The sequence below is a fragment of the Pseudoxanthomonas sp. 134C1 genome (assembly GCF_057773065.1).
In genome coordinates this window covers 227,591-248,565 of sequence record NZ_JBYMTH010000001.1, presented here as the reverse complement: position 1 = coordinate 248,565, position 20,975 = coordinate 227,591, and the positions used below count along the sequence as shown (strand labels likewise).

The window sequence follows — 20,975 nt, the reverse complement described above, 5'->3', positions numbered from 1 at the left end:
TCCCCCCGGGCGCCCATGCCGGCGCCGCAAGGTCCCTACGTGTCCCAACCCGTGGTTTCCGCGAACGCGCCCGCGCTCGCCATTTCCGATCTCCGCAAGGTCTACGACAACGGCGTGCAGGCGCTCAAGGGCGTCTCGCTGCAGGTCGCGCCCGGCGACTTCTTCGCCCTGCTTGGCCCCAACGGCGCCGGCAAGTCGACCTTGATCGGCATCGTCAGTTCGCTGGTGAACAAGAGTGGCGGCGAGGTCGAGGTGTTCGGCATCAACCTGTCGCGCCACCGCGATGACGCCCTGCGCCTGATCGGACTGGTGCCGCAGGAATTGAACTTCAACATGTTCGAGAAGCCGATCGACATCCTGGTCAACTACGCCGGCTTCTACGGTGTGCCGCGCGCCGAGGCGCTGGTGCTGGCGGAAGAGGAACTCAAGCGCGCCCAGCTGTGGGACAAGGCGCAGATGATGAGCCGCACGCTGTCCGGCGGCATGAAGCGCCGGCTGATGATCGCCCGCGCGATGATGACCCGGCCGAAGCTGCTGATCCTCGACGAGCCCACCGCTGGCGTGGACATCGAGATCCGCCGCGGCATGTGGAAGACCCTGAAGGACATCAACGCGGCTGGTACCACCATCATACTGACCACCCACTACCTGGAAGAGGCCGAGAGCCTCTGCCGCAACCTGGCCATCATCGACCACGGCACCATCGTCGAACAGGGCCCGATGCGCGCGCTGCTGGCCAAGCTCGACGTGGAAGGCTTCCTGCTGGACATCGATGGCGAACTGCCGGCGCAACTGCCGGTGATCGAAGGCGCGACGCTGGTGGCGACCGATCCGCATACGCTGGATCTGGACATGCCGCGCGCGATGGATCTCAACCGCATCTTCGCCGCGCTGAATGAAGCCGGCATCCGGGTGCGCTCGATGCGCACCAAGAGCAACCGGCTGGAGGAACTGTTCGTGCGCATGACCGGCAACGGCAAGGAGCAGGCGGCGTGAGCAACCCCAACCTGATCGCCCTGGGCACCATCGTCCGCCGCGAGGTCGCGCGCATCCTGCGCATCTGGGGCCAGACCCTGGTGCCGCCGGCCATCACCATGACCCTGTATTTCCTGATCTTCGGCGGCCTGATCGGTTCGCGGATCGGCGACATGGGGGGTTACACCTATATGGAGTTCATCGTGCCGGGCCTGGTGATGATGAGCGTCATCCAGAACAGCTACGGCAACATCTCCTCCAGCTTCTTCGGCGCCAAGTTCGGCCGCCACATCGAGGAGCTGCTGGTCAGCCCGATGCCCAACTGGGTGATCCTGTGGGGCTATGTGGCCGGCGCGGTGCTGCGCGGGCTGATGGTCGGCGTGATCGTGCTGGCAATCGCGATGTGCTTCACCCATGTGCGCATCCCGCATCCGCTGGTCACCCTGACCACGGTGCTGCTGGGCGCGACGATCTTCTCGCTGGCCGGTTTCATAAACGCGGTCTACGCGAAGAAGTTCGACGACGTGGCGATCGTGCCGACCTTCATCCTGACCCCGCTGACCTACCTGGGCGGCGTGTTCTATTCGGTCAAGCTGCTGCCGCCATGGGCGGAGGCGATGACCCACGCCAACCCGATCTTCTACATGGTCAACGCGTTCCGCTATGGCCTGCTGGGCAGCAGCGACGTGCCGCCGTGGGTGGCCTACGCGCTGATGCTGGTGTTCGTGCTGGCGCTCAGTTCGCTGGCGCTGTGGCTGCTGAAGCGCGGTGTCGGCCTGCGCAGTTGAATTCGCGCCGGCGCGATCCGGCGCGATGCGAGGAGTTGTGCGGATGCGAATCCTGATCCTGGGCGCCGGCGGCACCGGCGGCTATTTCGGCGGACGCCTGGCGCAGTCCGGTGCCGACGTCACTTTCTTGGTCCGTCCACCGCGCGCCGCGGATCTGGCACGCGAGGGGCTGCGCATCCGCAGCCCGCTCGGCGACGCCGACCTGCCGGTGATGACGGTGACCGCCGAAGCCCTGCCCGGGCTGGTCGCGTCGCGGCCGTTCGACCTGGTCCTGCTCAGCTGCAAGGCCTACGACCTGGATAGCTCGATCGACGCGATCGCACCGGCGATCGAGGCCGGCGCCGACGTGCTGCCGGTGCTCAACGGCCTGCTGCACTACGTGCGACTGGACGAGCGGTTCGGCCATGGTCGCGTGATCGGCGGCCTGTGCTTCATCAGCGCCACCAAGGGACCGCAGGGCGAAATCCTGCACCTGGGCAAGCCCGCCTCGATCACCTTCGGCGAACGCGATGGCACCGCGCCGCGCGCGCGCCTGCACGCCTTCGCCGATGCCTGCGCGAAGGCGGGCATCGATCACCTGCTGGCGCCGGACATCGCCCGCGAGCAATGGATCAAGTACAGCTTCCTCACCGCGCTGGCCGCCGGCACCTGCCTGATGCGCGCGCCGATCGGGCGGATCGTGGCGGGCGAGGGCGGCGAGGCCTTCATGACCGCGCTGTACGCCGAATGCGCCGCGGTGGCGGTGGCATCCGGTCAGCCGATTCCGCAGGCCGCCCAGGGCAACGCGCTGGCGACGCTGCGGCAATCGGGATCGGACATCAAGGCCTCGATGCTGCGCGATCTGGAAGCCGGCCAGCGCGTGGAAGGCCTGCAGATCGTCGGCGACATGGTGCATCGTGCGCAGAAGTCCGGATTGCCGGTACCCCTGCTGTCCACCGCCTGGTGCCATCTGCAGGCCTACGAGGCGTCGCGACCGACCCACTGACGATCCCGGTCAAGACTCGGGAGGCGCCGCCGCTGGATGGCTCCCCGCGACGAGCGCAGGCTCGTCGGCTCGGAATGCTCCGATGGCGCGGGGATGTCGATCATCCTACGGTACCCGGCGGTCTTTCCCTCCCATGCACTCGCGACTTGCCGTGCGCCTGAGACGGTTCGAAACCTTTTTTCGGCGCTGGTAACCAGGACATGAAACAACCTCATCCTGCTTCGCTCCCCGCCGGGGCGACGTCCTCGATTCCGCGTCGCATGCGAATGCGCGACTTCCGCGCGGGACGTGCATTGGCGCTGTATGCCGGCGTGTTCCTGCTGGCGGGATGTTTTCCGCACCGTGAGCAGATCGTCCCGCGGATCGATGGCCGGCTGGTCCGGGGCGGGACACCGATGGCGGGCGTACGGATCCATGTGTTGCCGCACATGTTCAAGGCCGGTTGCCATCCGTCCCGATACATCACCATCACCGATGCCGCGGGCGGGTTCACGATTGAGGGCGACAGCAAGATCGGGGTGATTGTCCCCATGGGCGACCGCATCAACACGTGGGGCATTTGCATCGAGGAGAACGGGCGATGGGTCGAAGGTTTCCGGGAAGGCGCCATTGGCTGGCCACCCCGCCATGTCGACATGCGCTGCGATCTGGAACGCACCCGCGGGATCTGCGAATGGAGCGCGCGGGACACCGCCGGCAAACCGTGATCACCTCCGGCGTGCGGGATCATTCGCACCGATACCGCTCCCCCTGCCTGCGGCATTGCACCGGCAGGCCGTGCCGTTCCCAGTATGCGGCGATGCCGTTGCGCTGCAGGTAGTCCTGGAATGCGGGATCCCTGCGCAGATAGGCCAGATCACGGGTCCACAGCAGCAGATCCCAGGACGAGTACGAACGCCGCCGCACCTGATTCAGGCCGTTGATCACCGTAGCCGGGTCGCGTTGCGGATCCAGTACCCGCAGGAAGTTCATCAGTCCGGTGCGTCGTTCGAATTCGCTCATCGCGATCCGCGTCTGCGGCCAGACCGAAGGATCCACCTGGGCCTGGCTGGCCAGCAGATACGACTGTCGCAACAGAGGACCATAGATCCGGCTGGCGGTGTCATCCGGTCCGCCGATGCTGGCGGCGATGATCGGTAGCGCGGCGTGGTCCCCGCGCCACACCGCGTTGAACCAGCGTCCGTAGCGGCCGAAACCGCCCGCGCGCTGCAACTGGATATGCGCCTCCCGATGCCTGCCCATCGTGTCGAGGATGCGGCCATGGCCGAAATGCCAGCCCTGGTTGAGCGGATCGCGGCGGGTGCCGCGCCGCATCACCTGCTCGGCCCGATCCAGATAGCCCAGCGAGGCCAGCGCCATGGCGTACTGGAACTGCGCGCGCATCTCGCTGGGAGACAGTTCGGTGGTGTGGCGATACAGCGACAGGCAACGTTCCCATTGGTTCTCGCGGCAGGCCGCGCTGGCCTCCACCAGATAGGGTTCCGGCAAAGCGGGATCCAGCCGCCGCGCCCGCGCCGCGTGTTGCGCGGCCTCCTGGCGCAGTTCGAGGGCCAGTTCCGGCCGCAGGTAGGCGCGCCCATCCAGTGCAACCGCGAGCGCGGCGTGCGAAGGCGCGTGCCGCGGTTGCTCGGCCACCAGTTGGCGCAGGCGCGCTTCGGCCAGTTCGACCCGCTCCGCCGGTACCGGCGGAGGCGCGCGCAGCATGGCCCGGGCCGCGAGATAGCGACGGTAGAAATCCGCGCCGCCGCCACGCGTCGGGGAGATCGGATGCGCGAGCCCCAGATTGAGCGCGAGCGTACCGGCGACGGCCTGGGCGATGTCGCGTTCCAACATCAACACGTCGGCCACGTCGCGATCGTAGTCCTGGGTCCACAGCGTCCGTCCGCTGGCCGCGTCCACCAGCCGCAGGTGCACCCGCAGACGCTCGCCGGCCTGGCGGGCGCTGCCTTCCAGTGCGTGGCTGATGCCCAGTTGCCGCACCAGCCGGGACAGATCGGCGCCATCGGCGGTGGCCAGGCGGGTCGAATCGCGCGCGATCACCCGCAGTCCGTGGATGCGCGAGAGCGTGCTGATCAGTTCCTCGCTGAGGCCGAAAGCGATATCGCGATCGCCCTCGCCGACCGCCGTCAGCGGCATCACGATCAGCGTGCGTGGAGTCGCGGCCACCGACGCGACCGGCGCACGTGGAACGAGCGCCGCGGCCAGCAACAACAGCAGGCCGAGCACCGAGGACAGGATCCAGGACCACCCGCGCACGGCGGTCGCGGACATGGCCGATGACGCCGCGGCATCGTCGGCGCGTGGCGCATCCCCGGGCGCGGGATCACCGCTGAACCGGTAGCCGACACCATGCAGGGTATGCAGCCGGCGTGGATGGTGGGCGTCCTCGCCCAGCGCTTGCCGCAACAGGGTGATCACCCGGTTGAGTACGCCGGGAGTCACATGCCGGTGACCCCAGACGGCATCCAGTATCTCGTCGCGGCTGAAGGCGCGGCCCGGTTCCGACGCCAGCAGCGCGAGCACGTCGAAGGCCTTGGGCTCCAGCGGCCTCGCTTCGCCGTCGCGCAGCAGCTGGCGACCGGCGAGATCGATGATCACGTCGTCCAGGACGATGCGGGCGGAGCGGGAAAGGGACATGGCGTTCTGCGCAGGAGGAACCCGGCCAAACACGTACATCCTAGGGATACGCGGAAGGGTGGCCGTGCCGGCCTAAGCATTTCCCAAGCATCCCAAGCCGTTCATCGGAGTTTCCTCCCGGCGTCCTCAAGACCCGGCGGCGGCGGCGGCGCGAATCTGGCGCCCCGGCCAATCAAGGAAACCGCCATGAACACCCTGCCCACGATCCTGCTGCGCGCGTTGCTGCTGGTGCCGGTCCTGATTTCCTCGGCCCACGCCGGCACCACCGAGGCGGCGGCCGAACTGCGCGTGGAGTGCGCGCAACCGCGCCTGCCGCCCCAGTATGAAACCGGCCGCTGGCTGGGCCAGGCGAATGCCGGCCAGGCCTATGCGTCGCGCCAGCGGCTGATGGCCGAAGTCAGGCGGGCCTGCCAAAAGCCGGGCATCCGGACGGTGCTGCTGAGGATGCCGCCTCCGGCCGAGGTGCCTGGGCGCGGCCTGGCCGGACGGCCCTAGGAACGTTCGCGCGGCGGCAACCGGAAGAACGCGCGCGCCGTCGCGGTGGTCGCGGTGGCGGTGACGTCCACCGGTTCGTTCCGGTCACGCGCCAGCTCCTCCACGATGTGGGCCAGGTACATCGGTTCGTTGCGGCGGTGCGAAGGCTGCGGCCGCACCGTGCGCGGCAGCAGGTAGGGCGCATCGGTCTCGATCATCAGCCGCCCGGCGGGGATGTGCGGCACCAGTTCGCGCAGGTGCTGGCCGCGGCGTTCGTCGCACAGCCAGCCGGTGATGCCGATGTGCCAGTCCTGGTCGAGGTAGTCGAACAGTTCCTCGCGGCTGCCGGTGAAGCAGTGCACCACCGCCGGACCCAGCCGGCCGTCGAAGTTCTTCATCATCGCCATGAAATCGGCGTGCGCGTCGCGCTGGTGCAGGAACAGCGGCTTGCCGTTCTCCGCCGCGATCTGCAGTTGGCGCTCGAACGCGCGCCGCTGCGCCGGCCGCGGCGAGAAATCCCGGAAGTAGTCCAACCCGCATTCGCCCACCGCCACCACTTCCGGATGCGCGTGCAGCGCGCGCATCTCGGCATCGCATTCGTCGGTGTACTCGATCGCGTGATGCGGATGCACGCCGGCGGTGGCGAACAGTTCGCCCGGATGCGCCCGGGCCAGGGCGAGCGCCTGCGGGGAATGTTCGCGGCTGGCGCCGGTCACCACCATCTGCGCCACGCCGTGCGCGCGGGCGCGCTGCATCACCGCGTCCAGATCGTGGCCGAAGCTTTCGTGGGTGAGGTTGGCGCCGATGTCGATCAGTTGCATGGAGCGGAAGTCGTGGAGCGGAGGGCGCGTCATTGTAGTCGGCCCGGCGCGCGGAGCCGGTATCCTAGCGGGCCATGCCGTCGCCCGCGCCTTTGCCGGAATTTCCCATCACCCCGCTGCTGCCGGAGATCCGGCGGAGCCTGTCCGCGCATCCGCGGCTGGTGCTGGAAGCGCCGCCCGGCGCCGGCAAGACCACCCAGGTGCCACTGGCGCTGCTCGACGAGTCGTGGACGCAGGGGCGCCGGATCCTGATGCTGGAACCGCGCCGGGTGGCCGCGCGCGCGGCCGCCGGCTTCATGGCGAAGCAGCGCGGCGAGGCGGTCGGCGAGACCGTCGGTTACCGCATCCGCTTCGAGAACAAGGTGTCCACGCGCACCCGCATCGAGGTCGTCACCGAGGGCATCCTGACCCGGATGATCCAGGACGACCCGATGCTCGAATCGGCGGCGGCGATCCTGTTCGACGAATTCCACGAGCGCCATCTGTCGGCCGATCTCGGTCTGGCGCTGGCACTCGACGTGCAGGCGCAGTTGCGCGAGGACCTGCGCATCGTGGTGATGTCGGCGACCCTGGACGGCGAACGCCTGGCGCGTTTCCTGGACGCGCCGCGCCTGAGCAGCGAAGGGCGGAGCTTTCCGGTGACGTTGGCGCATTTCCCCGCGCGTCGCGACGAACCCGCCGAAGTACAGGCGCGGCGCGCGATCGAACAGGCGCTGGCGTCGCATCCGGGCGATCTGCTGGTCTTCCTCCCCGGCCAGCGCGAGATCGCACGGCTGGAATCGCTCCTCGATGGCTTGCCGCGCGATGTCGCGGTGCTGCCGCTGCACGGCGAGCTGCCGGTGGAGCGACAGGCCGAGGTGTTGCAGCCGGATCCACAGGGCCATCGCCGGGTCGTGCTGGCGACCAACGTGGCCGAATCCTCGGTGACCCTGCCGGGCGTGCGCGTGGTGATCGACGCCGGGTTGGCGCGCGAGCCGCGCTACGACCCCAACAGCGGTTTCGCGCGGCTGGAAGTCGTCGCCATCTCGCAGGCGTCGGCGGATCAGCGCGCCGGCCGCGCCGGGCGTGTCGCCGAGGGCTGGGCGTATCGGCTGTGGCCGCAATCGCAGCGGCTGGAACCGCAGCGCCGCCCGGAAATCGCCCAGGTGGAACTCGCCGCGCTGGCGCTGGAACTGGCGGCCTGGGGCAGTGATCAATTGCGCTTCGTGGATCCGCCGCCCGCCGGCGCGCTCGGCGCGGCGCGTGAACTGCTGCAGCGGCTGGGCGCGCTCGGTGACGGCGGCGGGGTGACCCCGCTGGGCCAGCGCATGCTGGCGTTGGGCACGCATCCACGACTGGCGGCGATGCTGCTGTCAGCGCCGGCGGGTGCGACCCGCGCGTTGGTCTGCGATCTGGCGGCGCTGATCGAAGCGCGGGATCCGCTGCGTGGAGGCGGTGACGCGCTGGCCGCGCGCTGGCGCGCGCTCGCGGGTTTCCGCCAGGGCCGGACGCCGGGCGACGCCCATCGCTCCGCGCTGGCCGTGATCGACGCGGCCGCGAAGCAATGGCGCCGCCGCCTGCGCGAGGACGCCGCGCCGCCAGCGACCCTCGAAGCGCACCTGCTGGGCGATCGCCTCGCCCATGCTTATCCCGATCGCATCGGCTACCGGCACCCGCAGGATCCGCGCCGCTATGCGCTGGCCAACGGGCGCATGGCGCGCCTGTTCGACGACAGCGCCCTGTTCGGCGAACCCTGGATTGTCGCCAGCGAACTGCGTTACGAGGCCAAGGATGCGCTGATCCAGCGGGGTGCCCCGGTCGACGAGGGTTTCCTGCGCACGGAATTTCCGGACCGCTTCGTCACCGAGGACGCGGTGCGCTGGGACGCCGGCAAGCGTGCATTGAGCGCGCAGCGTGAAACCCGTTTCGATCGCATCGTCCTGGAGGCGCGTTCGACCGGCCGTGTCGATCCCGCGCAGGCCGCGCAGGCGCTCACCGACGCGGTGCGCGAACTGGGAATCGATGCGCTGCCGTGGACCGAATCACTGGGACAATGGCGCGAACGCGTGCGCAGCCTGCGCGAATGGATGCCGGAACTCGGCCTGCCGGATCTTTCCGACGAGGCCCTGCTGGCGGATCTGGATCGCTGGTTGCGGCCCGCCTTCGCCGGCAAGAGCCGGCTGGACGCGCTCGACGAATCCGAACTGGCGGAAGCGCTCAAGTCGCCGCTGGACTGGTCGGTGCGCCAACGCGTCGACGCACTCGCCCCGACCCGCATCACCGTGCCGTCGGGCATGGAGCGGCGCATCGAATACACGCACGGACAACCGCCGGTGCTGGCGGTGAAGCTGCAGGAACTGTTCGGTCTGGCGGAGACACCGCGCATCGCCGACGGCCGCGTCCCGCTCACCCTGCATCTGCTGTCGCCGGGGGGCCGGCCGCTGCAGGTGACCCAGGATCTGCGCGGCTTCTGGGAACGCACCTATCCGGAAGTGAAGAAGGAAATGAAGGGCCGCTACCCCAAGCATCCCTGGCCCGACGATCCCTGGACCGCGCAGGCCACCCATCGCGCCAAGCCGCGCGGGACCTGAGATCAGCTCTTTCCCGCTTGTGGGAGCGATGTGAGTCGCGATGGACTTCGCGGGAAAGCCCCTTCGCGACTCACGTCGCTCCCACAGGGCCACAAGAACGCGGTCGCAGCCATTCAGCCACCGGTCGGCGCCCGCGTGGTCCGCTAACGGGCCGTGAACATCCGTGGATGGACACTGGATCCCGTCATCTCCCACAGGACAACGACGATGAGCAAGCTCACCATCATCACCGACCGCGCATTGGAACTGGTCAGCCAGGCCGGCAGCAGCCTCAGGCAGGCGGTGCCGAAGAACGCCGACAAACTGCTGCAGACCGGCGTGGTGTTGGGCGCGGCGAAGACCGGCGCGAAGACCGCGGGCAAGTTCATCCGCCGCAACCCGGTCGTGGCCGTCGCGGCGGCGGCGGGCATCGGCCTGCTGGCCTATGCCGCCTACCGCAAGCGCAAGCGCGACGCCGCCGACGCGCCGATCGAGGGCAAGTCGCGCCGCATCGAGGCGCGCAAGGTCAATGGCACCGGCCGCGCCGGCCGCCGCGCCGCGGCCTCCCGCTCCACGTCGGCCAACCCCTGACGTAAAGCGGAACTGGTTCCGCTGACGTGGTGTTTTCATACCGACGAGCCAAAGCCGGGCAAGCTCGGCTCTGCATGGACCCGTAGAGCGCAGTTCGCTCCGCTCCCCGCTTCCCGACGTTTCCGCTGATCCGACGAAATCCCCTTGACAGCTTTCCCGGGACAACTGTACTACTAATAATAGTACAGGTGGTACACCCAGGAGAGTCCCATGCGCTTTGCCCGTTTTTCCCCGTCCGCCCGCGCGGCCGGTTCCCGTCCCGCCACCCGCGCCGCGCTGGCCCTGCTGCTGTGGCCGCTGGCCGCGATGGCCGACACCCCGCCCACCGACGCCACGCTGGCCGAATACTTCCGCCAATGCCACGCGGTCCAGGTCTGCAATGGCAGTTTCCTGGTCATGCGGGGCGAGCAGGTCCTCTATGAGGGCGCGCTGGGCGACGCCGCGGCCGAAGGCGGGCAATCGCTGACCCCGGCCCACGCATTCGATATCGGTTCGATCACCAAGCAGTTCACCGCGGCGGCCATCGTCCGGCTGGCCGAACAGGGCCGGCTGGGCCTGGACGATGCGGTGGCGAAACACCTGCCGGGCTTTCCGTATTCCGACGTGACCGTGCGCCAGTTGCTCACCCATACCTCCGGCGTGCCGGACGTGATGCCGTACTACTCCAAGGTCCTGCGCGGCGGGGAGGTCACCTCCCCCATCACCACCGAAGACGCGGTCCAGATCCTGGCCGGACAGAAGATGCAGCCGGTGTTCGCGCCCGGCACCCGCTTCGAGTACAGCAACACCGGCTATCTGCTGCTGGCGCGGATCGTGACGCGTGCGTCGGGTGTCGACTACGCGCGCTATCTGGACCGGGAATTCTTCACCCCGCTGGGCATGTCGCACACCCGCGTGCGGATGCCGGACAACGAGGCCGGCATCGGCCCGCGCGCGTACGGCTTCCGGGTGTCCGCCAGCGGCCGTCGGCAGGCGTTCGACCAGGTGCCGCAGTTCTACGTGGCCGGCGCCGGCGGCATCTATTCCACCGCCCGCGATATGCACCGCTGGGCGCGCGCGCTGCGTGGCGGCAAGCTGATGTCCGCCAGGCACTGGACCGAGGCCACCACGCCGGTGCGGCTGGCCGATGGCAGCCGCGTGCCCTACGGCTTCGGGCTGGCGCTGCGCCCGTCGCCGCTGGGCCAGGCGCGGGTGTCCCACGGTGGCCACTGGCGCGGCTTCAAGGCCGATTTGACGCTGCTGCCGGCCCAGGACCTGGACATCGTGCTGCTCACCAACAACGGCGAGGATGACAGCGTTGACCATGCGCGCGACGCGGTGGAGGCGATCGTGGCCGGCAAGCCCCACACGCCGGTAAAGGCGTCGATCCATGTTCCGCTGTTCCAGCGCCTGCAATCGGACGATGCCGACGCGTTGCGCAAATGGCTGGCGGGGGAGCGCGCGGCGAGTCCCGCGCGCTACGACTTCCTGGAGGACAAGGTCAACGAGCTGGGTTACGCGCTGATCGAACGCAAGGAGTTCGACAAGGCCATCGTCGTCATGGAGTTCAATCGAGACGCGCATCCGCAATCATTGAACGTGTATGACAGTCTGGCCGACGCCTATCTGGCCAAGGGCGATCGCGAAGCCGCCATCGCTCAGGCAAGGCGGATGATCGAGCTCAAACCGGACTCGAAGCAGGCGCAGGAGAAGCTGAAGACCTTGCAGGCCTCTCCCCAGCCATAGGACGCCGCCGGTTCCTCCACGGATGACGTCTTGTCCGGTCACCGTGGCGGAGGTGACCGGAGCTCATGAACGGATCTCGCGCCAACGACCCGGCGCGAGATCGTCCAGCGCGACATCGCCCATCGCCACGCGCACCAGCCGCAGGGTCGGCAATCCCACCGCGGCGGTCATCCGCCGTACCTGCCGGTTGCGGCCTTCGGTGATGCGCATTTCCAGCCACGCATCCGGCACGGTCTTGCGGAAGCGCACCGGCGGATCGCGTGACCACAGCGTCGGCGATGGATCCAGCCGGCGCACCTCCGCCGGCCGCGTGGGGCCGTCATTCAACGACACGCCACGCCGCAGCGCGTCGAGCTGCATGTCGTCCGGCGTGCCTTCCACCTGCGCCCAGTAGGTCTTGGTCTGCCTGTGGCGCGGGTCGGTCAGACGATGCGCGAATCCGCCATCGTCGGTGAGCAACAGCAGCCCCTCGCTGTCGTAGTCCAGTCGACCCGCCGCGTACACCTCCGGCGGCAGGTCGAATTCCGCCAGCGTCCGCCGGGGCGGATCGCTGCGATCGGTGAACTGGCACAGCACGTTGAACGGCTTGTTGAACGCGATCAGCACGAAACAATCGCTCGAATCAGGGTTTCACGAACCGCAGCGTCATCCGATCGCTTTCGCCGATGGCCTTGTACTTGTCCGCATCCTTGGGATCGTGGTTGTTGGACGGAGGCAGTGTCCACACCCCGTTGGGGTGATCCTTGGTGTCGCGCGGATTGGCGTTGACCTCGCTCTTGCCGTCGAGCCGGAATCCGGCCGCCTCGGCCAGCGCGATCACCTGCGCCTCGCCCACGTAGCCGCTGTTGTCGTCCGCCGGTACGTCACGCTTGGCGCGGTGTTCGACCACGCCCAGCACGCCACCCGGTTTGAGTACGTTGAAGAAGCCCTTGAACATGCCTTCGGCCTGTCCCGCCGAGCGCCAGTTGTGCACGTTGCGGAAGGTCAGCACCAGATCCGCGGAACCGGCCTCGCCGAACACCGGCGCCGACGGCGAATACGCCACCACCTTCGTCCTGTCGTACAGCGCCGGCGAGGCGGCGAGCTTCTTTTCCAGTCCGTCCTTGCTGCGTTGCTGGTAGTCGCGGCCACCGCCCTGCGCCACCGCCGCCGGGTCCACGATCGCCGCGACGTAGTGGCCGCGATCGCGCAGAAGGGGGGCCAGGATTTCCGAGTACCAGCCGCCACCCGGGGTGATCTCGACGACGGTCTGGTCCGGTTTCAGGCCGAAGAACGACAGGGTCTCGGCGGGATGGCGATAGCCATCGCGGGCCACGTTGGCGGGGGTTCGCCAGTCGCCCTTGATTGCGATGTCGAGGCTGGCGGCGGCATCGGCCGCGACGGCGGCGGCGTCCTGCGCCTGCGCGATCGCGGGCACGCCCAGGGCCAACAGCACGGCGAGGCAGATCGAATGCGGCTTCATCGGTGTTCTCCGGGGAAAGTGCGGCGAGCCTATCACGCATGTGCGATGCGGCAAGGCCGGATACGCGCCTCCGGTACGCATTCGCTTATGTGGAATTTACGCGTTGGCGTGGTGGACGGAATGGCCTGTTTACGCCCATGGCGCATAGCCTGTTTTCCACCGCGCGAAGGCGCGCCGCAAGCCCGCCATGAACCTGATGATTCTCGAAGGCCCGCATCCCTCGCCGGATGCCGGAACGCCACTGGCGCCGCCCGTCCTGCGCGGCCTGCGGGCGCAGGCCCGCATCCATGGCCATGCCGTGTTCCATTGCCGATGCCCGAGCGTGGAGGCGCTGCTGACCGGCCTGCGCGCCAGCGTCGCACTGGACGTGCGGATGCTGCTGCTGGATTCGGGCGACATCGCCGCCAGCGAGCCCGCGCTGCCGGCCCTGCGCGAAACCCTCGACCGGCTGTCGACGCCTTACATCGAAGTGCATGACGACAGCACGCAGGTGCTGGAGTCCCGCCTGGATCTGCGGCACCCGCCGCTGGCGACGGTGGTCTTCAATCGCGACCGCCATCAGGGTCACGCCCTGGCGCTGTCGATCGCCCTGCGCCGGTTGGCCACGACCACCGGCACCGCCTGAACCCTTCCTTTCCTTTCCGCAACCCGGAGCATCCCCATGTCGCTATTGCTCATCCGTGGCCCGGAGCGCCGCGCCCATGCCAGCGAACCGCCGCCGCCACTGCCCGCGCCGGTCGTGCGCGCCCTGGCCGAACGCGCCGCCGCCGCCGGCAAGACCCTGGCCGTGCGCGTCTGCGCCAACGAGGCCGAGTACCTGCACGCACTGGAAGGGGCGCGGCTCACCCGCACCGAACTGCTGCTGCTGGACCCGGGCAGCGCCGCCACCAGCGCGCGCCTGCATGCGGCGGTGGATCACGCCGGCATTCCCTACATCGAAGTCCACGACGATGATTGCGATGCGCCCGAACCGCGCCTGCCGCCGTCGCGGGCCTGCCTGGCGGTGGCGCAGGGATATTGCGCGCAGAGCTACACGCTGGCGCTGGAAATGGCGCTGGAGCATCTGGGCTGCGCCGAATGCGAATCCGAACGCCATGTCGGCACCTGACTTCCCAAGTTCCGGAGTCGGCTACTTCGCCGACTACGAGGTCTATGTGATGGGCGAGGCGGTGGCCTGGGGCCAGATCACCCTGGCCTGCGCCAATGACGATGGCGAACGCGACCCCGTAAGGCTGATCCGGCGGCTGCGCCAGGCCGCCGCGGACCAGCACGGAGCGGAAGCGGGCGCGATCCGCCTGCGCCAGGTCTGCCGGCTCTAGCCGGCGTCGCCTTCCATGCGCCCGTCGATGGGCAGCTCGACGTCCATCAGGGTCGGCTCGTCGGGATCGGCGCGGATGCGGAAGCCCAACTGCTCGCACATCGCCAGCATGGTGCGGTTGTCGCGCAGCACCTGGCCCTCGATGACCTTGAGGCCCAGCCAGCGTGCGTACTCGATCATGATGCGCATCAGCCGCCAGCCGATGCCGTGGCCCTTGAGATCCGAGCGCACCAGGATGCCGTATTCGCCGCGATCGTAGTTGGCATCGGCATGCAGGCGCACCGCGCCCAGCATCTGTCCGTTGACCGGATCCAGCGCCACCAGCGCCATCGAGCGCGCGTAGTCGATCTGGGTGAGGCGGGCGATGAACTCGTGGCTGAAATGACGCACCGACTGGAAGAAGCGCAGGCGCAGATCCTCGTCGGTCACGTGGGTGAAGAACTCCCGGAACATCGCGTCATCCTCCGGCCGCACCGGTCGCACGAACGCGTCGCTGCCGTCGGCCAGGGTAATCGTGCGCTCCCATGCCTTCGGATACGGGAAGATCGCGAAGCGCGGATGCCCGCGACCCTTGTGCAGCTTGCGGCCCGGTGCCACCGCGATGCGCGCGTCCACCGCGATCACGCCGTCGCGGTCGGCCAGCAACGGATTGATGTCCAGCTGGCGGATCTCCGGAATGTCGGCGGCCAGCTGCGCCAGCTTCACCAGCACCAGCGCGATAGCGCGCTCGTCGGCGGCCGGCACGTCGCGGTAGGCCTTGAGCACGCGCGAGACCCGGGTGCGGCCGATCAATTCATGGGCCAGGCGCAGATCCAGTGGCGGCAGTGCAAGCGCCTTGTCGTCGATCACGTCCACGGCGGTGCCACCGCGTCCGAACACGATCACCGGACCGAACACCTCGTCGTCGGCGATGCCGGCGATCAGTTCGCGCGCCTTTGGCCGCAGCAGGGTCGGTTGCACCAGCACGCCGCCGATGCGCGCGTCCGGGCGCGCGGCGCGCGCGCGCTGGAGGATGCCGGCCGCCGCCTCGCGCACGGCGCCGGCGCTGACCAGGTTCAGGCGTACGCCGTCGATGTCGGACTTGTGCGGGATGTCCGGCGAAAGGATCTTCACCGCCACCGCCAGGCCCTGCGCGAGCAGGGGCTCGGCCACCCGCGCGGCATCGTCCGGATCACGCGCGCGCTGCAGCGGCGCGACCGGAATCCCGTAGGCCGCCAGCACGTGCGCGGTCGCCAGCGGATCCAGCCAGTGCTGGCCGTCCCTCAGCGCCTGCTCCACCAGTGCGCGCACGGCGTCGGTGTCGACCACGAAGTCCTCGGGCAGGCTGGGCGGCGTTTCCATCAGCGCCGCCTGCGCCTCGCGATAGCGGACCAGATGCATGAAGCCGCCGACCGCGTCGGACTCGGTGGGGTAGTTGGGAATGCGCGCGGCGTCGAGCACGTCGGCCGCGGCCGGATCGTGGCCCAGCCAGACCGCGAACACCGGCTTGCGCGGCCCATGCGCGGGACGCGCGCGCAGCACGCGCGTCATCGCCTCGGCGGTTTCCACCGCCGATGACAGCACCGTGGGCACGTTGACCGCCAGCAGGGCGTCATTCTCCGGATCGTCCAGCAGCGCCGCGATGGTGGCCGCATAGCGTTCGGCGTCGATGTCGGTCAGCAGATCCACCGGATTGTCGCGCGACCAGCCCGCGGGCAGCATCGCATCCAACCGGTCGCGTGTGCCGTCGGACAGTGCCGCCAGCGTGCCGCCCAGTTCATGCAGGCGATCCACCGACAGCGCGCCCACGCCGCCGCCATTGGTGAGGATTGCCAGCCGGCGTCCGGGGAATGCGCGCAGGCGTCCCAGGGTTTCGGCGGCGGAGAACAATTCGTCCAGCGAGCGCACCTGCAGCAGGCCGGCGCGCCGGAACGCCGCGTCATACACTGCGCGCGGATGCGCCAGGTGCTGCACGTGGGTGCTGTCGGCGGCGGCCCGCGCGGCCGCCGTGGCGACCTGTCCGGACTTCACCACCACCACCGGCTTGGTGCGCGCGGCCGCGCGCGCGGCCGACATGAACTTGCGCGCGTCCTTGATCGCTTCGACATAGAGCAGGATCGCACGGGTGCGATGATCAGTGGCGAAGTAGTCCAGCAGGTCGGCGAAATCCACGTCCAGCGCGTCGCCCAGCGACACCACCGCCGAGAATCCGATCGAGCGGCCTACGCTCCATTCCACCAGCCCGCCGGAAATCGCCCCCGATTGCGAAATCAACGCCAGATCGCCCGCGCTGGGCAGGCGGCCGGCGAGGCTGGCGTTGAGGTGTACGTGCGGCGCGATCACGCCCAGGCAGTTCGGACCCAGCACGCGCAGGCCCTTCTCGCGCGCGATGGCTTCCAGCTGCGCCGCCGGCGAGTCCGGACCCGAGCCCATCGCGGCGGTCAGCACCGCCACCGCGCCGGCGCCGCACTCGGCCGCTTCGCGGGCGATGCCCGGCACCGTGGCCGGCGGCGTGGCGATCACGACCAGATCCGGTTTCCATGGCAGATCCCGCAAGCGCCGGACGGTGGTCACGCCGTCGATCGTGGTGGGATGCAGGTTGACCAGTCCGATCGGTCCGCCGAAGCTGGCTTCCAGCAGGTTGTTGATCACCGCGCGCCCGACCGAACGCGGCCGCGACCGGCTGCCGACCACCGCCACCGAGGCGGGCCGGAAGATGGATTGCAGGCGGTAGGTGCTCATGAAGGGCCGGAAGGACGGGAGTGCGCTCCAAAGGTAACGCGGCTCTCGTCGGCAAGCCATGATTCAATCGCTGTCGATTTTCGGGATTGGCGGGGATACCCGCCAATCCTGGAGGCCCCGCCTCCCGCCGCCACGTCGGTACCGCGGCGGAGATCAGGGAGTGGCGAAGCAGTCCGTCCCCCAGATGCCCTGGATCAGCAGATGAAGCGCCTTGCAATGCCGGGTCATGTCCTTGGCATCCCGGAGCACCGACATCTGCTCGAGCTCCGTCGCCATGGTCGCCACCTCCGGCAACCCGTGGGGCGCGATGCGGGTCATGCAGGCCCGATGCCGCGCGAGCAGCACGTCGCAGACGGGAATGCCGGTGACGGAGGGAACCTTCGCAGCCTCGGTTTCTTCGTGAAGATCCAGGAACGGGATCATTGCCTTCTGCAACGCATACAGAACACTGATGAAATCACGGTCATGGTCGTGCCAGGAGCCTTCGGCGGTGGCTGCGGAGAGCATGAAGACGCCTTCGACCTCGGTATCGCGGGGACCTTTCAGCGCGGCGGTATATGTTTCGGTGAAGGCCTTCATCCGTTCGGGTGAAGGTTCGTCCATGGCCGCCCGGAACGCTTCGTGTGCGCCGGAGACATCCGGAACCAGGCACGTGTAGGCGAACGTCGCGATTTTCTCTTCGGAAGATCCGCCCAGGTCGATGACGGTGACGTCCCCGACCGTGCAGGTCACACTGGCGAAGGCCTCGTAGAGAGCGACGGTTATCCGTCGCGTGAGCCGGGTGATCTGCTGTTCCGCCGAATCCGCGTCGCTTCCCGTCGCATCGGCCAGAAACGGGAAACCCGGTGCGGTGCCGGAGCGGATCAATGCCGCCATCGCCGCGACCTCTTCCGGTTTAGCGACACCATCATCGCCATGCAAGGGTTCGCGCGCGTCGTAGAGCGTTCTGGCCGCGTCCGTGTCGAGGCGGAGGAAGGCGCGGACATAGAGCTGGAAGGTTTCCGCCGGCGACGGTGGCACCGCGTCGTTGGCCGCCACCGGCCATGCGGCCATCATCAGAATGGAAAGCAGAGTCCGAAAAATCAGCCGCACGATACCGCCACCGGAGAGGGAGGCGGAGACGTTAGGCAGGTCGGCCGCGGTCTCCCATAGGACGTGTCCGATTGTCGATGCCGTGCCATCGCGGCGGCGTGGACGCCCTGGTGGCGGCCCGTGCGCTACGGCCCCGGCAGGCGAAAATCACGCCAGCTTCAACGCATCCGGATACGGCGGCGTGTCCGGATAATCGCCTGCGGCGAGCCGTGCCTGCAGGTCGCGCCACCAGCCGGCGCGGAACAGATCCCCATGCGCCGCGCGCAATGCGTTCGCCTGCGGCGCCGGCAGGCCGAGGAATTGCGGGAAGCGTTCCGGAAACACGTCGCCGGGCCCGACATAGAACCACGGCCCATCGGCCATTTCCTCCTCGTAGCAGGTCGGCTGCGGCCAGTCGCGGAAGTGGCAGTCGGTGACCAGACACAGTTCGTCGTAGTCGTAGAACACCGCGCGGCCGTGCCGCGACACGCCGAAGTTCTTCAGCAGCATGTCGCCGGGGAAGATGTTGTTGCGCGCCATGTCCTTGATTGCCTGGCCGTAATCAATCGCCGCCGCGAGCGCCGCCTCGGGCTTCTGCTCGCGCAGGTACAGGTTGAGTGGACGCAGCCGCCGCTGGACGTAGCACAGGTGGATGATCAGATCGTCGCCGTCCTCGGTGATGCCGTGCCTGCAGGTGGACAGCAGTTCCTCCAGCAGGGCCGGGGCGAAGCGCGCGCGGGGGAAGCGCAGGAAACGATAGGGCTGGGTATCCAGCAGGCGACCGACGCGGTCCAGGTGGAACACCAGGTTGTAGCGGTCCTCCACATCCTTGCGGCTGACTTCCTTGGGGTAGGCGAAGCGGTCGCGGATGATCTTGAACACCAGCGGATAGCTGGGCAGGGTGAACACCGCCATCACCATGCCCGGGGTGCCCTCGGCCTGCACCAGCTGCTCGCCGGCCTGGGTGTCGAAATGATGGAAGAAGGTGCGGAAGCGTTCGGTCTTGCCCTGCTTGGCCCGGCCCAGCACCGTGTAGATCTCGTCGATCGGCTTGCCCGGCAGCAACGAGCGCAGGAACACCACCGCATCGCCGACGGTGGACAGATCCGCATGGAAATAGCTGCGCGAGGTGCCGAACAGGTGCGCCACGTCGCCTCGCCGGGTCAGCACGGCTTCCACCTTCAGCTTGCCGCCGTCGTTGACCAGCGCGATCACGCAGGGCGAGAAGCGGTGTTCGCCGAACACCCGGCCAACCAGGTAGGCGCGGCGTTCGCGGTAGAACACCGTGTCCAGCAGCTCGATGCCGCGCACCGGATTCTCGCCCCAATGCGCCAGGTCATCCTGCAGGCGGATCGCGACCGACGCCGCGCAGCGGGTGCGGTGCGCGTAGGGAATGTCGAAGCGGTAGTCGCCCAGCACCCGGACGAAGGTGTCGGTGGGGCGCTGCTCGGACACCGCGTAGCTGTGGCGCGCGACCGGGTGGGTGATCGCGTCGGTCGGCTCGATGTCCATCGCGATGAACTCGATCGACGGATCCACGCCGCGGGTCTTGAAGAAACGCCGGGTCAGGGTGTTGTAGAAGGTCTTGTACAGCTCGCGATCGATCAGGTCGGCGATCAGGCGGTCGTAGCCGTCGCGCACGGCCGACCACAGCGCATGGTCGTGTGCGTGATCCAGCAGTGCCGCCTGCAGGCGCAGGGCGCATTCGGCGATGCATTCGTCGTACAGCTCGATGCGCTCGACCGCGTCCGCGCGCGCGCCGGACCAGTCCATGGTCTCGAACCGATGACGCGCGCGCTGGGTGACCTCGGCGAAGCGCGCGTGATAGTCGGCGAATGCGTCATGGATGAGCGTGGCGATGACGGTGGGCTGGATCATGCGTCCACCCGCGCCTGGTCCAGTACCCACTTGCGCACGGTCTGGAAGTCCGGATGGGCCAGGCTGCGTTCCGGATAGACCAGGTAGTGGGCGAAGTCGGCCTGCAGGCATTTGCCGGTCAGCGGCACCAGCCGGCCCGCCTTGATCAGCGGTTCGGCGAGGGTGAGCCGCGCCAAGGCGACGCCCATGCCTTGGGCGGCGGCCTGGTGCAGGGTCTCGGTGTCGTCGAACTGGGCCACGAAGCGGCGCGGCGCTTCGCCGCCGAATTCGGCGAACCACTCCTTCCAGCGATCGGAGGGATCGCCCAGCAGCGGCAGGCTGCCGATGCGCGCGAGCGCGGGCTTGCCGTGGCGCTTGAGGAAGGTCGGGCTGGCGACCGGCTGGATCCATTCGTGGAACAGATGTTCCGCGCGCACGCCCGGCCAGCGCCCACCACCCAGCCGCAGCGCCATGTCCACCGGCTCGCGATCGAAATCCACCACGTGGGTGCTCGATTGCAGGTTCAGCCCGAGCTCCGGGTTCGCCGCCAGGAAATCGGGCAGGCGCGGCACCAGCCAGGCGGTGGCCATCGACGGAATCAGGCTCAGGGTGATGACGTGGTCGTTGCGTGCCGACATGCGTTGCAGGGCGTGGCCGATCGCATCCAGCGGCGTGGCCACCGCGTCGAACAGGCGCTGGCCTTCCGGGGTCAGCTCCACGCCACGCGGCCCGCGCGCCAGCAGTTTGTGCCCGACCCGTTCTTCCAGCAGGCGCATCCGGTGGCTGAGCGCGCTGACGGTCAGGTGCATCGCCTCGGCCGCGCGGGTCAGGTTCTTCATCCGCGCGGCGGTGACGAAGGCGTCGATCTGGTCCAGCGGCAAACGGCTCATGCGGGATGGTCCATGTTGAACCCGGTTCAAGGCTGGCTTGCGGAGGTTTCGCTTTTTCGGCAATCAGGATGAGCCTAACTTGGTTCCTGTTCAAGCCGGATGTCCCGGCGG

General features: G+C 68.6%; 19 protein-coding genes. 11 read left to right on the top strand and 8 right to left on the bottom strand.

All coding sequences use genetic code 11. The features are described from left to right. Positions 1–39 precede the first annotated feature (39 nt). The 4 genes from AC3DEZ_RS01095 to AC3DEZ_RS01080 all read left to right on the top strand — a co-directional run bounded on the left by AC3DEZ_RS01095 (position 40) and on the right by AC3DEZ_RS01080 (position 3,455). Complete coding sequence (locus AC3DEZ_RS01095) at positions 40–996, top strand: ABC transporter ATP-binding protein (RefSeq protein ID WP_488386554.1); 957 nt, start codon at positions 40–42, stop codon at positions 994–996. Then, positions 993–1,763 carry an ABC transporter permease gene (locus tag AC3DEZ_RS01090; RefSeq protein ID WP_488386553.1) on the top strand — a complete coding sequence of 257 codons (771 nt, stop codon included), beginning with the start codon at positions 993–995 and terminating at the stop codon, positions 1,761–1,763. Before AC3DEZ_RS01095 ends, AC3DEZ_RS01090 begins: the two co-directional genes overlap by 4 nt. Positions 1,764–1,806: 43 nt before the next feature. After that, entirely contained in the window at positions 1,807–2,748 is a 942-nt protein-coding gene (panE, locus tag AC3DEZ_RS01085) for a 2-dehydropantoate 2-reductase (RefSeq protein WP_488386552.1), read from the top strand. A gap of 311 nt (positions 2,749–3,059) precedes the next feature. Continuing rightward, positions 3,060–3,455: a hypothetical protein gene (locus AC3DEZ_RS01080; protein ID WP_488386551.1), complete on the top strand. Its 396-nt coding sequence runs from the start codon at positions 3,060–3,062 to the stop codon at positions 3,453–3,455. A gap of 19 nt (positions 3,456–3,474) precedes the next feature. On the opposite strand, the gene AC3DEZ_RS01075 is transcribed toward AC3DEZ_RS01080, so the two are convergent. Beyond that, the gene (locus tag AC3DEZ_RS01075; protein ID WP_488386550.1) at positions 3,475–5,385 is read right to left on the bottom strand and encodes a winged helix-turn-helix domain-containing protein; all 1,911 of its coding nucleotides are present in this window, start codon (positions 5,383–5,385) and stop codon (positions 3,475–3,477) included. Positions 5,386–5,571: 186 nt separating this feature from the next. Here AC3DEZ_RS01075 and AC3DEZ_RS01070 point away from each other — a divergent pair, with 186 nt between their 5' ends. Further along, the gene (locus AC3DEZ_RS01070) at positions 5,572–5,880 is read left to right on the top strand and encodes a hypothetical protein (protein ID WP_488386549.1); all 309 of its coding nucleotides are present in this window, start codon (positions 5,572–5,574) and stop codon (positions 5,878–5,880) included. Here AC3DEZ_RS01070 and AC3DEZ_RS01065 read toward each other — a convergent pair. Next, the gene (locus tag AC3DEZ_RS01065) at positions 5,877–6,680 is read right to left on the bottom strand and encodes a TatD family hydrolase (protein ID WP_488386548.1); all 804 of its coding nucleotides are present in this window, start codon (positions 6,678–6,680) and stop codon (positions 5,877–5,879) included. The genes AC3DEZ_RS01070 and AC3DEZ_RS01065 overlap by 4 nt on opposite strands. A gap of 74 nt (positions 6,681–6,754) precedes the next feature. Between AC3DEZ_RS01065 and hrpB the strand changes: the two genes are divergently transcribed. From hrpB to AC3DEZ_RS01050, 3 genes are all read left to right on the top strand, one after another. Beyond that, positions 6,755–9,250, top strand: coding sequence for an ATP-dependent helicase HrpB (gene hrpB, locus AC3DEZ_RS01060; protein WP_488386547.1), 2,496 nt, complete (start codon positions 6,755–6,757; stop codon positions 9,248–9,250). A gap of 207 nt (positions 9,251–9,457) precedes the next feature. Beyond that, positions 9,458–9,820, top strand: coding sequence for a hypothetical protein (locus tag AC3DEZ_RS01055; protein WP_488386546.1), 363 nt, complete (start codon positions 9,458–9,460; stop codon positions 9,818–9,820). Between the two features lie 210 nt (positions 9,821–10,030). Next, positions 10,031–11,545 (top strand): serine hydrolase domain-containing protein, encoded by a 1,515-nt coding sequence (locus AC3DEZ_RS01050; RefSeq protein ID WP_488386545.1) that lies wholly within the window; start codon positions 10,031–10,033, stop codon positions 11,543–11,545. 63 nt (positions 11,546–11,608) lie between these two features. Here the strand turns inward: AC3DEZ_RS01050 and AC3DEZ_RS01045 are convergent, their stop codons facing one another. Continuing rightward, complete coding sequence (locus AC3DEZ_RS01045) at positions 11,609–12,151, bottom strand: pseudouridine synthase (RefSeq protein ID WP_488386544.1); 543 nt, start codon at positions 12,149–12,151, stop codon at positions 11,609–11,611. A gap of 16 nt (positions 12,152–12,167) precedes the next feature. Next, the gene (locus AC3DEZ_RS01040) at positions 12,168–13,007 is read right to left on the bottom strand and encodes a class I SAM-dependent methyltransferase (protein ID WP_488386543.1); all 840 of its coding nucleotides are present in this window, start codon (positions 13,005–13,007) and stop codon (positions 12,168–12,170) included. Positions 13,008–13,194: 187 nt separating this feature from the next. Between AC3DEZ_RS01040 and AC3DEZ_RS01035 the strand changes: the two genes are divergently transcribed. Genes AC3DEZ_RS01035 through AC3DEZ_RS01025 form a run of 3 tightly spaced genes read left to right on the top strand, consistent with a single transcriptional unit; the run spans position 13,195 to position 14,326 of the window. Further along, a complete protein-coding gene (locus AC3DEZ_RS01035; RefSeq protein ID WP_488386542.1) occupies positions 13,195–13,632 on the top strand; it encodes a hypothetical protein in 438 nt (145 codons plus the stop codon). Positions 13,633–13,668: 36 nt separating this feature from the next. After that, positions 13,669–14,115 carry a type II 3-dehydroquinate dehydratase gene (locus AC3DEZ_RS01030; protein ID WP_488386541.1) on the top strand — a complete coding sequence of 149 codons (447 nt, stop codon included), beginning with the start codon at positions 13,669–13,671 and terminating at the stop codon, positions 14,113–14,115. Further along, complete coding sequence (locus tag AC3DEZ_RS01025; RefSeq protein WP_488386540.1) at positions 14,102–14,326, top strand: hypothetical protein; 225 nt, start codon at positions 14,102–14,104, stop codon at positions 14,324–14,326. Before AC3DEZ_RS01030 ends, AC3DEZ_RS01025 begins: the two co-directional genes overlap by 14 nt. On the opposite strand, the gene AC3DEZ_RS01020 is transcribed toward AC3DEZ_RS01025, so the two are convergent. The 4 genes from AC3DEZ_RS01020 to AC3DEZ_RS01005 all read right to left on the bottom strand — a co-directional run bounded on the left by AC3DEZ_RS01020 (position 14,323) and on the right by AC3DEZ_RS01005 (position 20,864). After that, positions 14,323–17,046, bottom strand: coding sequence for a bifunctional acetate--CoA ligase family protein/GNAT family N-acetyltransferase (locus AC3DEZ_RS01020; RefSeq protein ID WP_488386539.1), 2,724 nt, complete (start codon positions 17,044–17,046; stop codon positions 14,323–14,325). The genes AC3DEZ_RS01025 and AC3DEZ_RS01020 overlap by 4 nt on opposite strands. Positions 17,047–17,199: 153 nt before the next feature. Then, positions 17,200–18,138 carry a hypothetical protein gene (locus tag AC3DEZ_RS01015; protein WP_488386538.1) on the bottom strand — a complete coding sequence of 313 codons (939 nt, stop codon included), beginning with the start codon at positions 18,136–18,138 and terminating at the stop codon, positions 17,200–17,202. 147 nt (positions 18,139–18,285) lie between these two features. After that, positions 18,286–19,995, bottom strand: a complete 1,710-nt coding sequence (gene aceK / locus AC3DEZ_RS01010) for a bifunctional isocitrate dehydrogenase kinase/phosphatase (RefSeq protein ID WP_488386537.1) — start codon at positions 19,993–19,995, stop codon at positions 18,286–18,288. After that, complete coding sequence (locus AC3DEZ_RS01005; RefSeq protein ID WP_488386536.1) at positions 19,992–20,864, bottom strand: LysR substrate-binding domain-containing protein; 873 nt, start codon at positions 20,862–20,864, stop codon at positions 19,992–19,994. The genes aceK and AC3DEZ_RS01005 overlap by 4 nt, the downstream gene beginning before the upstream one ends. Between the last annotated feature and the right edge of the window lie 111 nt (positions 20,865–20,975).

Excerpts from the sequence above, each read along its gene's own strand:
- AC3DEZ_RS01035 (WP_488386542.1), top strand. The coding sequence starts at position 13,195 with ATGAACCTGATGATTCTCGAAGGCCCGCATCCCTCGCCGGATGCCGGA.
- AC3DEZ_RS01025 (WP_488386540.1), top strand. The coding sequence starts at position 14,102 with ATGTCGGCACCTGACTTCCCAAGTTCCGGAGTCGGCTACTTCGCCGAC.
- aceK (WP_488386537.1), bottom strand. The coding sequence starts at position 19,995 with ATGATCCAGCCCACCGTCATCGCCACGCTCATCCATGACGCATTCGCC.
- hrpB (WP_488386547.1), top strand. The coding sequence starts at position 6,755 with ATGCCGTCGCCCGCGCCTTTGCCGGAATTTCCCATCACCCCGCTGCTG.
- AC3DEZ_RS01030 (WP_488386541.1), top strand. The coding sequence starts at position 13,669 with ATGTCGCTATTGCTCATCCGTGGCCCGGAGCGCCGCGCCCATGCCAGC.
- AC3DEZ_RS01005 (WP_488386536.1), bottom strand. The coding sequence starts at position 20,864 with ATGAGCCGTTTGCCGCTGGACCAGATCGACGCCTTCGTCACCGCCGCG.
- panE (WP_488386552.1), top strand. The coding sequence starts at position 1,807 with ATGCGAATCCTGATCCTGGGCGCCGGCGGCACCGGCGGCTATTTCGGC.
- AC3DEZ_RS01040 (WP_488386543.1), bottom strand. The coding sequence starts at position 13,007 with ATGAAGCCGCATTCGATCTGCCTCGCCGTGCTGTTGGCCCTGGGCGTG.
- AC3DEZ_RS01065 (WP_488386548.1), bottom strand. The coding sequence starts at position 6,680 with ATGCAACTGATCGACATCGGCGCCAACCTCACCCACGAAAGCTTCGGC.
- AC3DEZ_RS01050 (WP_488386545.1), top strand. The coding sequence starts at position 10,031 with ATGCGCTTTGCCCGTTTTTCCCCGTCCGCCCGCGCGGCCGGTTCCCGT.
- AC3DEZ_RS01075 (WP_488386550.1), bottom strand. The coding sequence starts at position 5,385 with ATGTCCCTTTCCCGCTCCGCCCGCATCGTCCTGGACGACGTGATCATC.
- AC3DEZ_RS01055 (WP_488386546.1), top strand. The coding sequence starts at position 9,458 with ATGAGCAAGCTCACCATCATCACCGACCGCGCATTGGAACTGGTCAGC.
- AC3DEZ_RS01070 (WP_488386549.1), top strand. The coding sequence starts at position 5,572 with ATGAACACCCTGCCCACGATCCTGCTGCGCGCGTTGCTGCTGGTGCCG.
- AC3DEZ_RS01020 (WP_488386539.1), bottom strand. The coding sequence starts at position 17,046 with ATGAGCACCTACCGCCTGCAATCCATCTTCCGGCCCGCCTCGGTGGCG.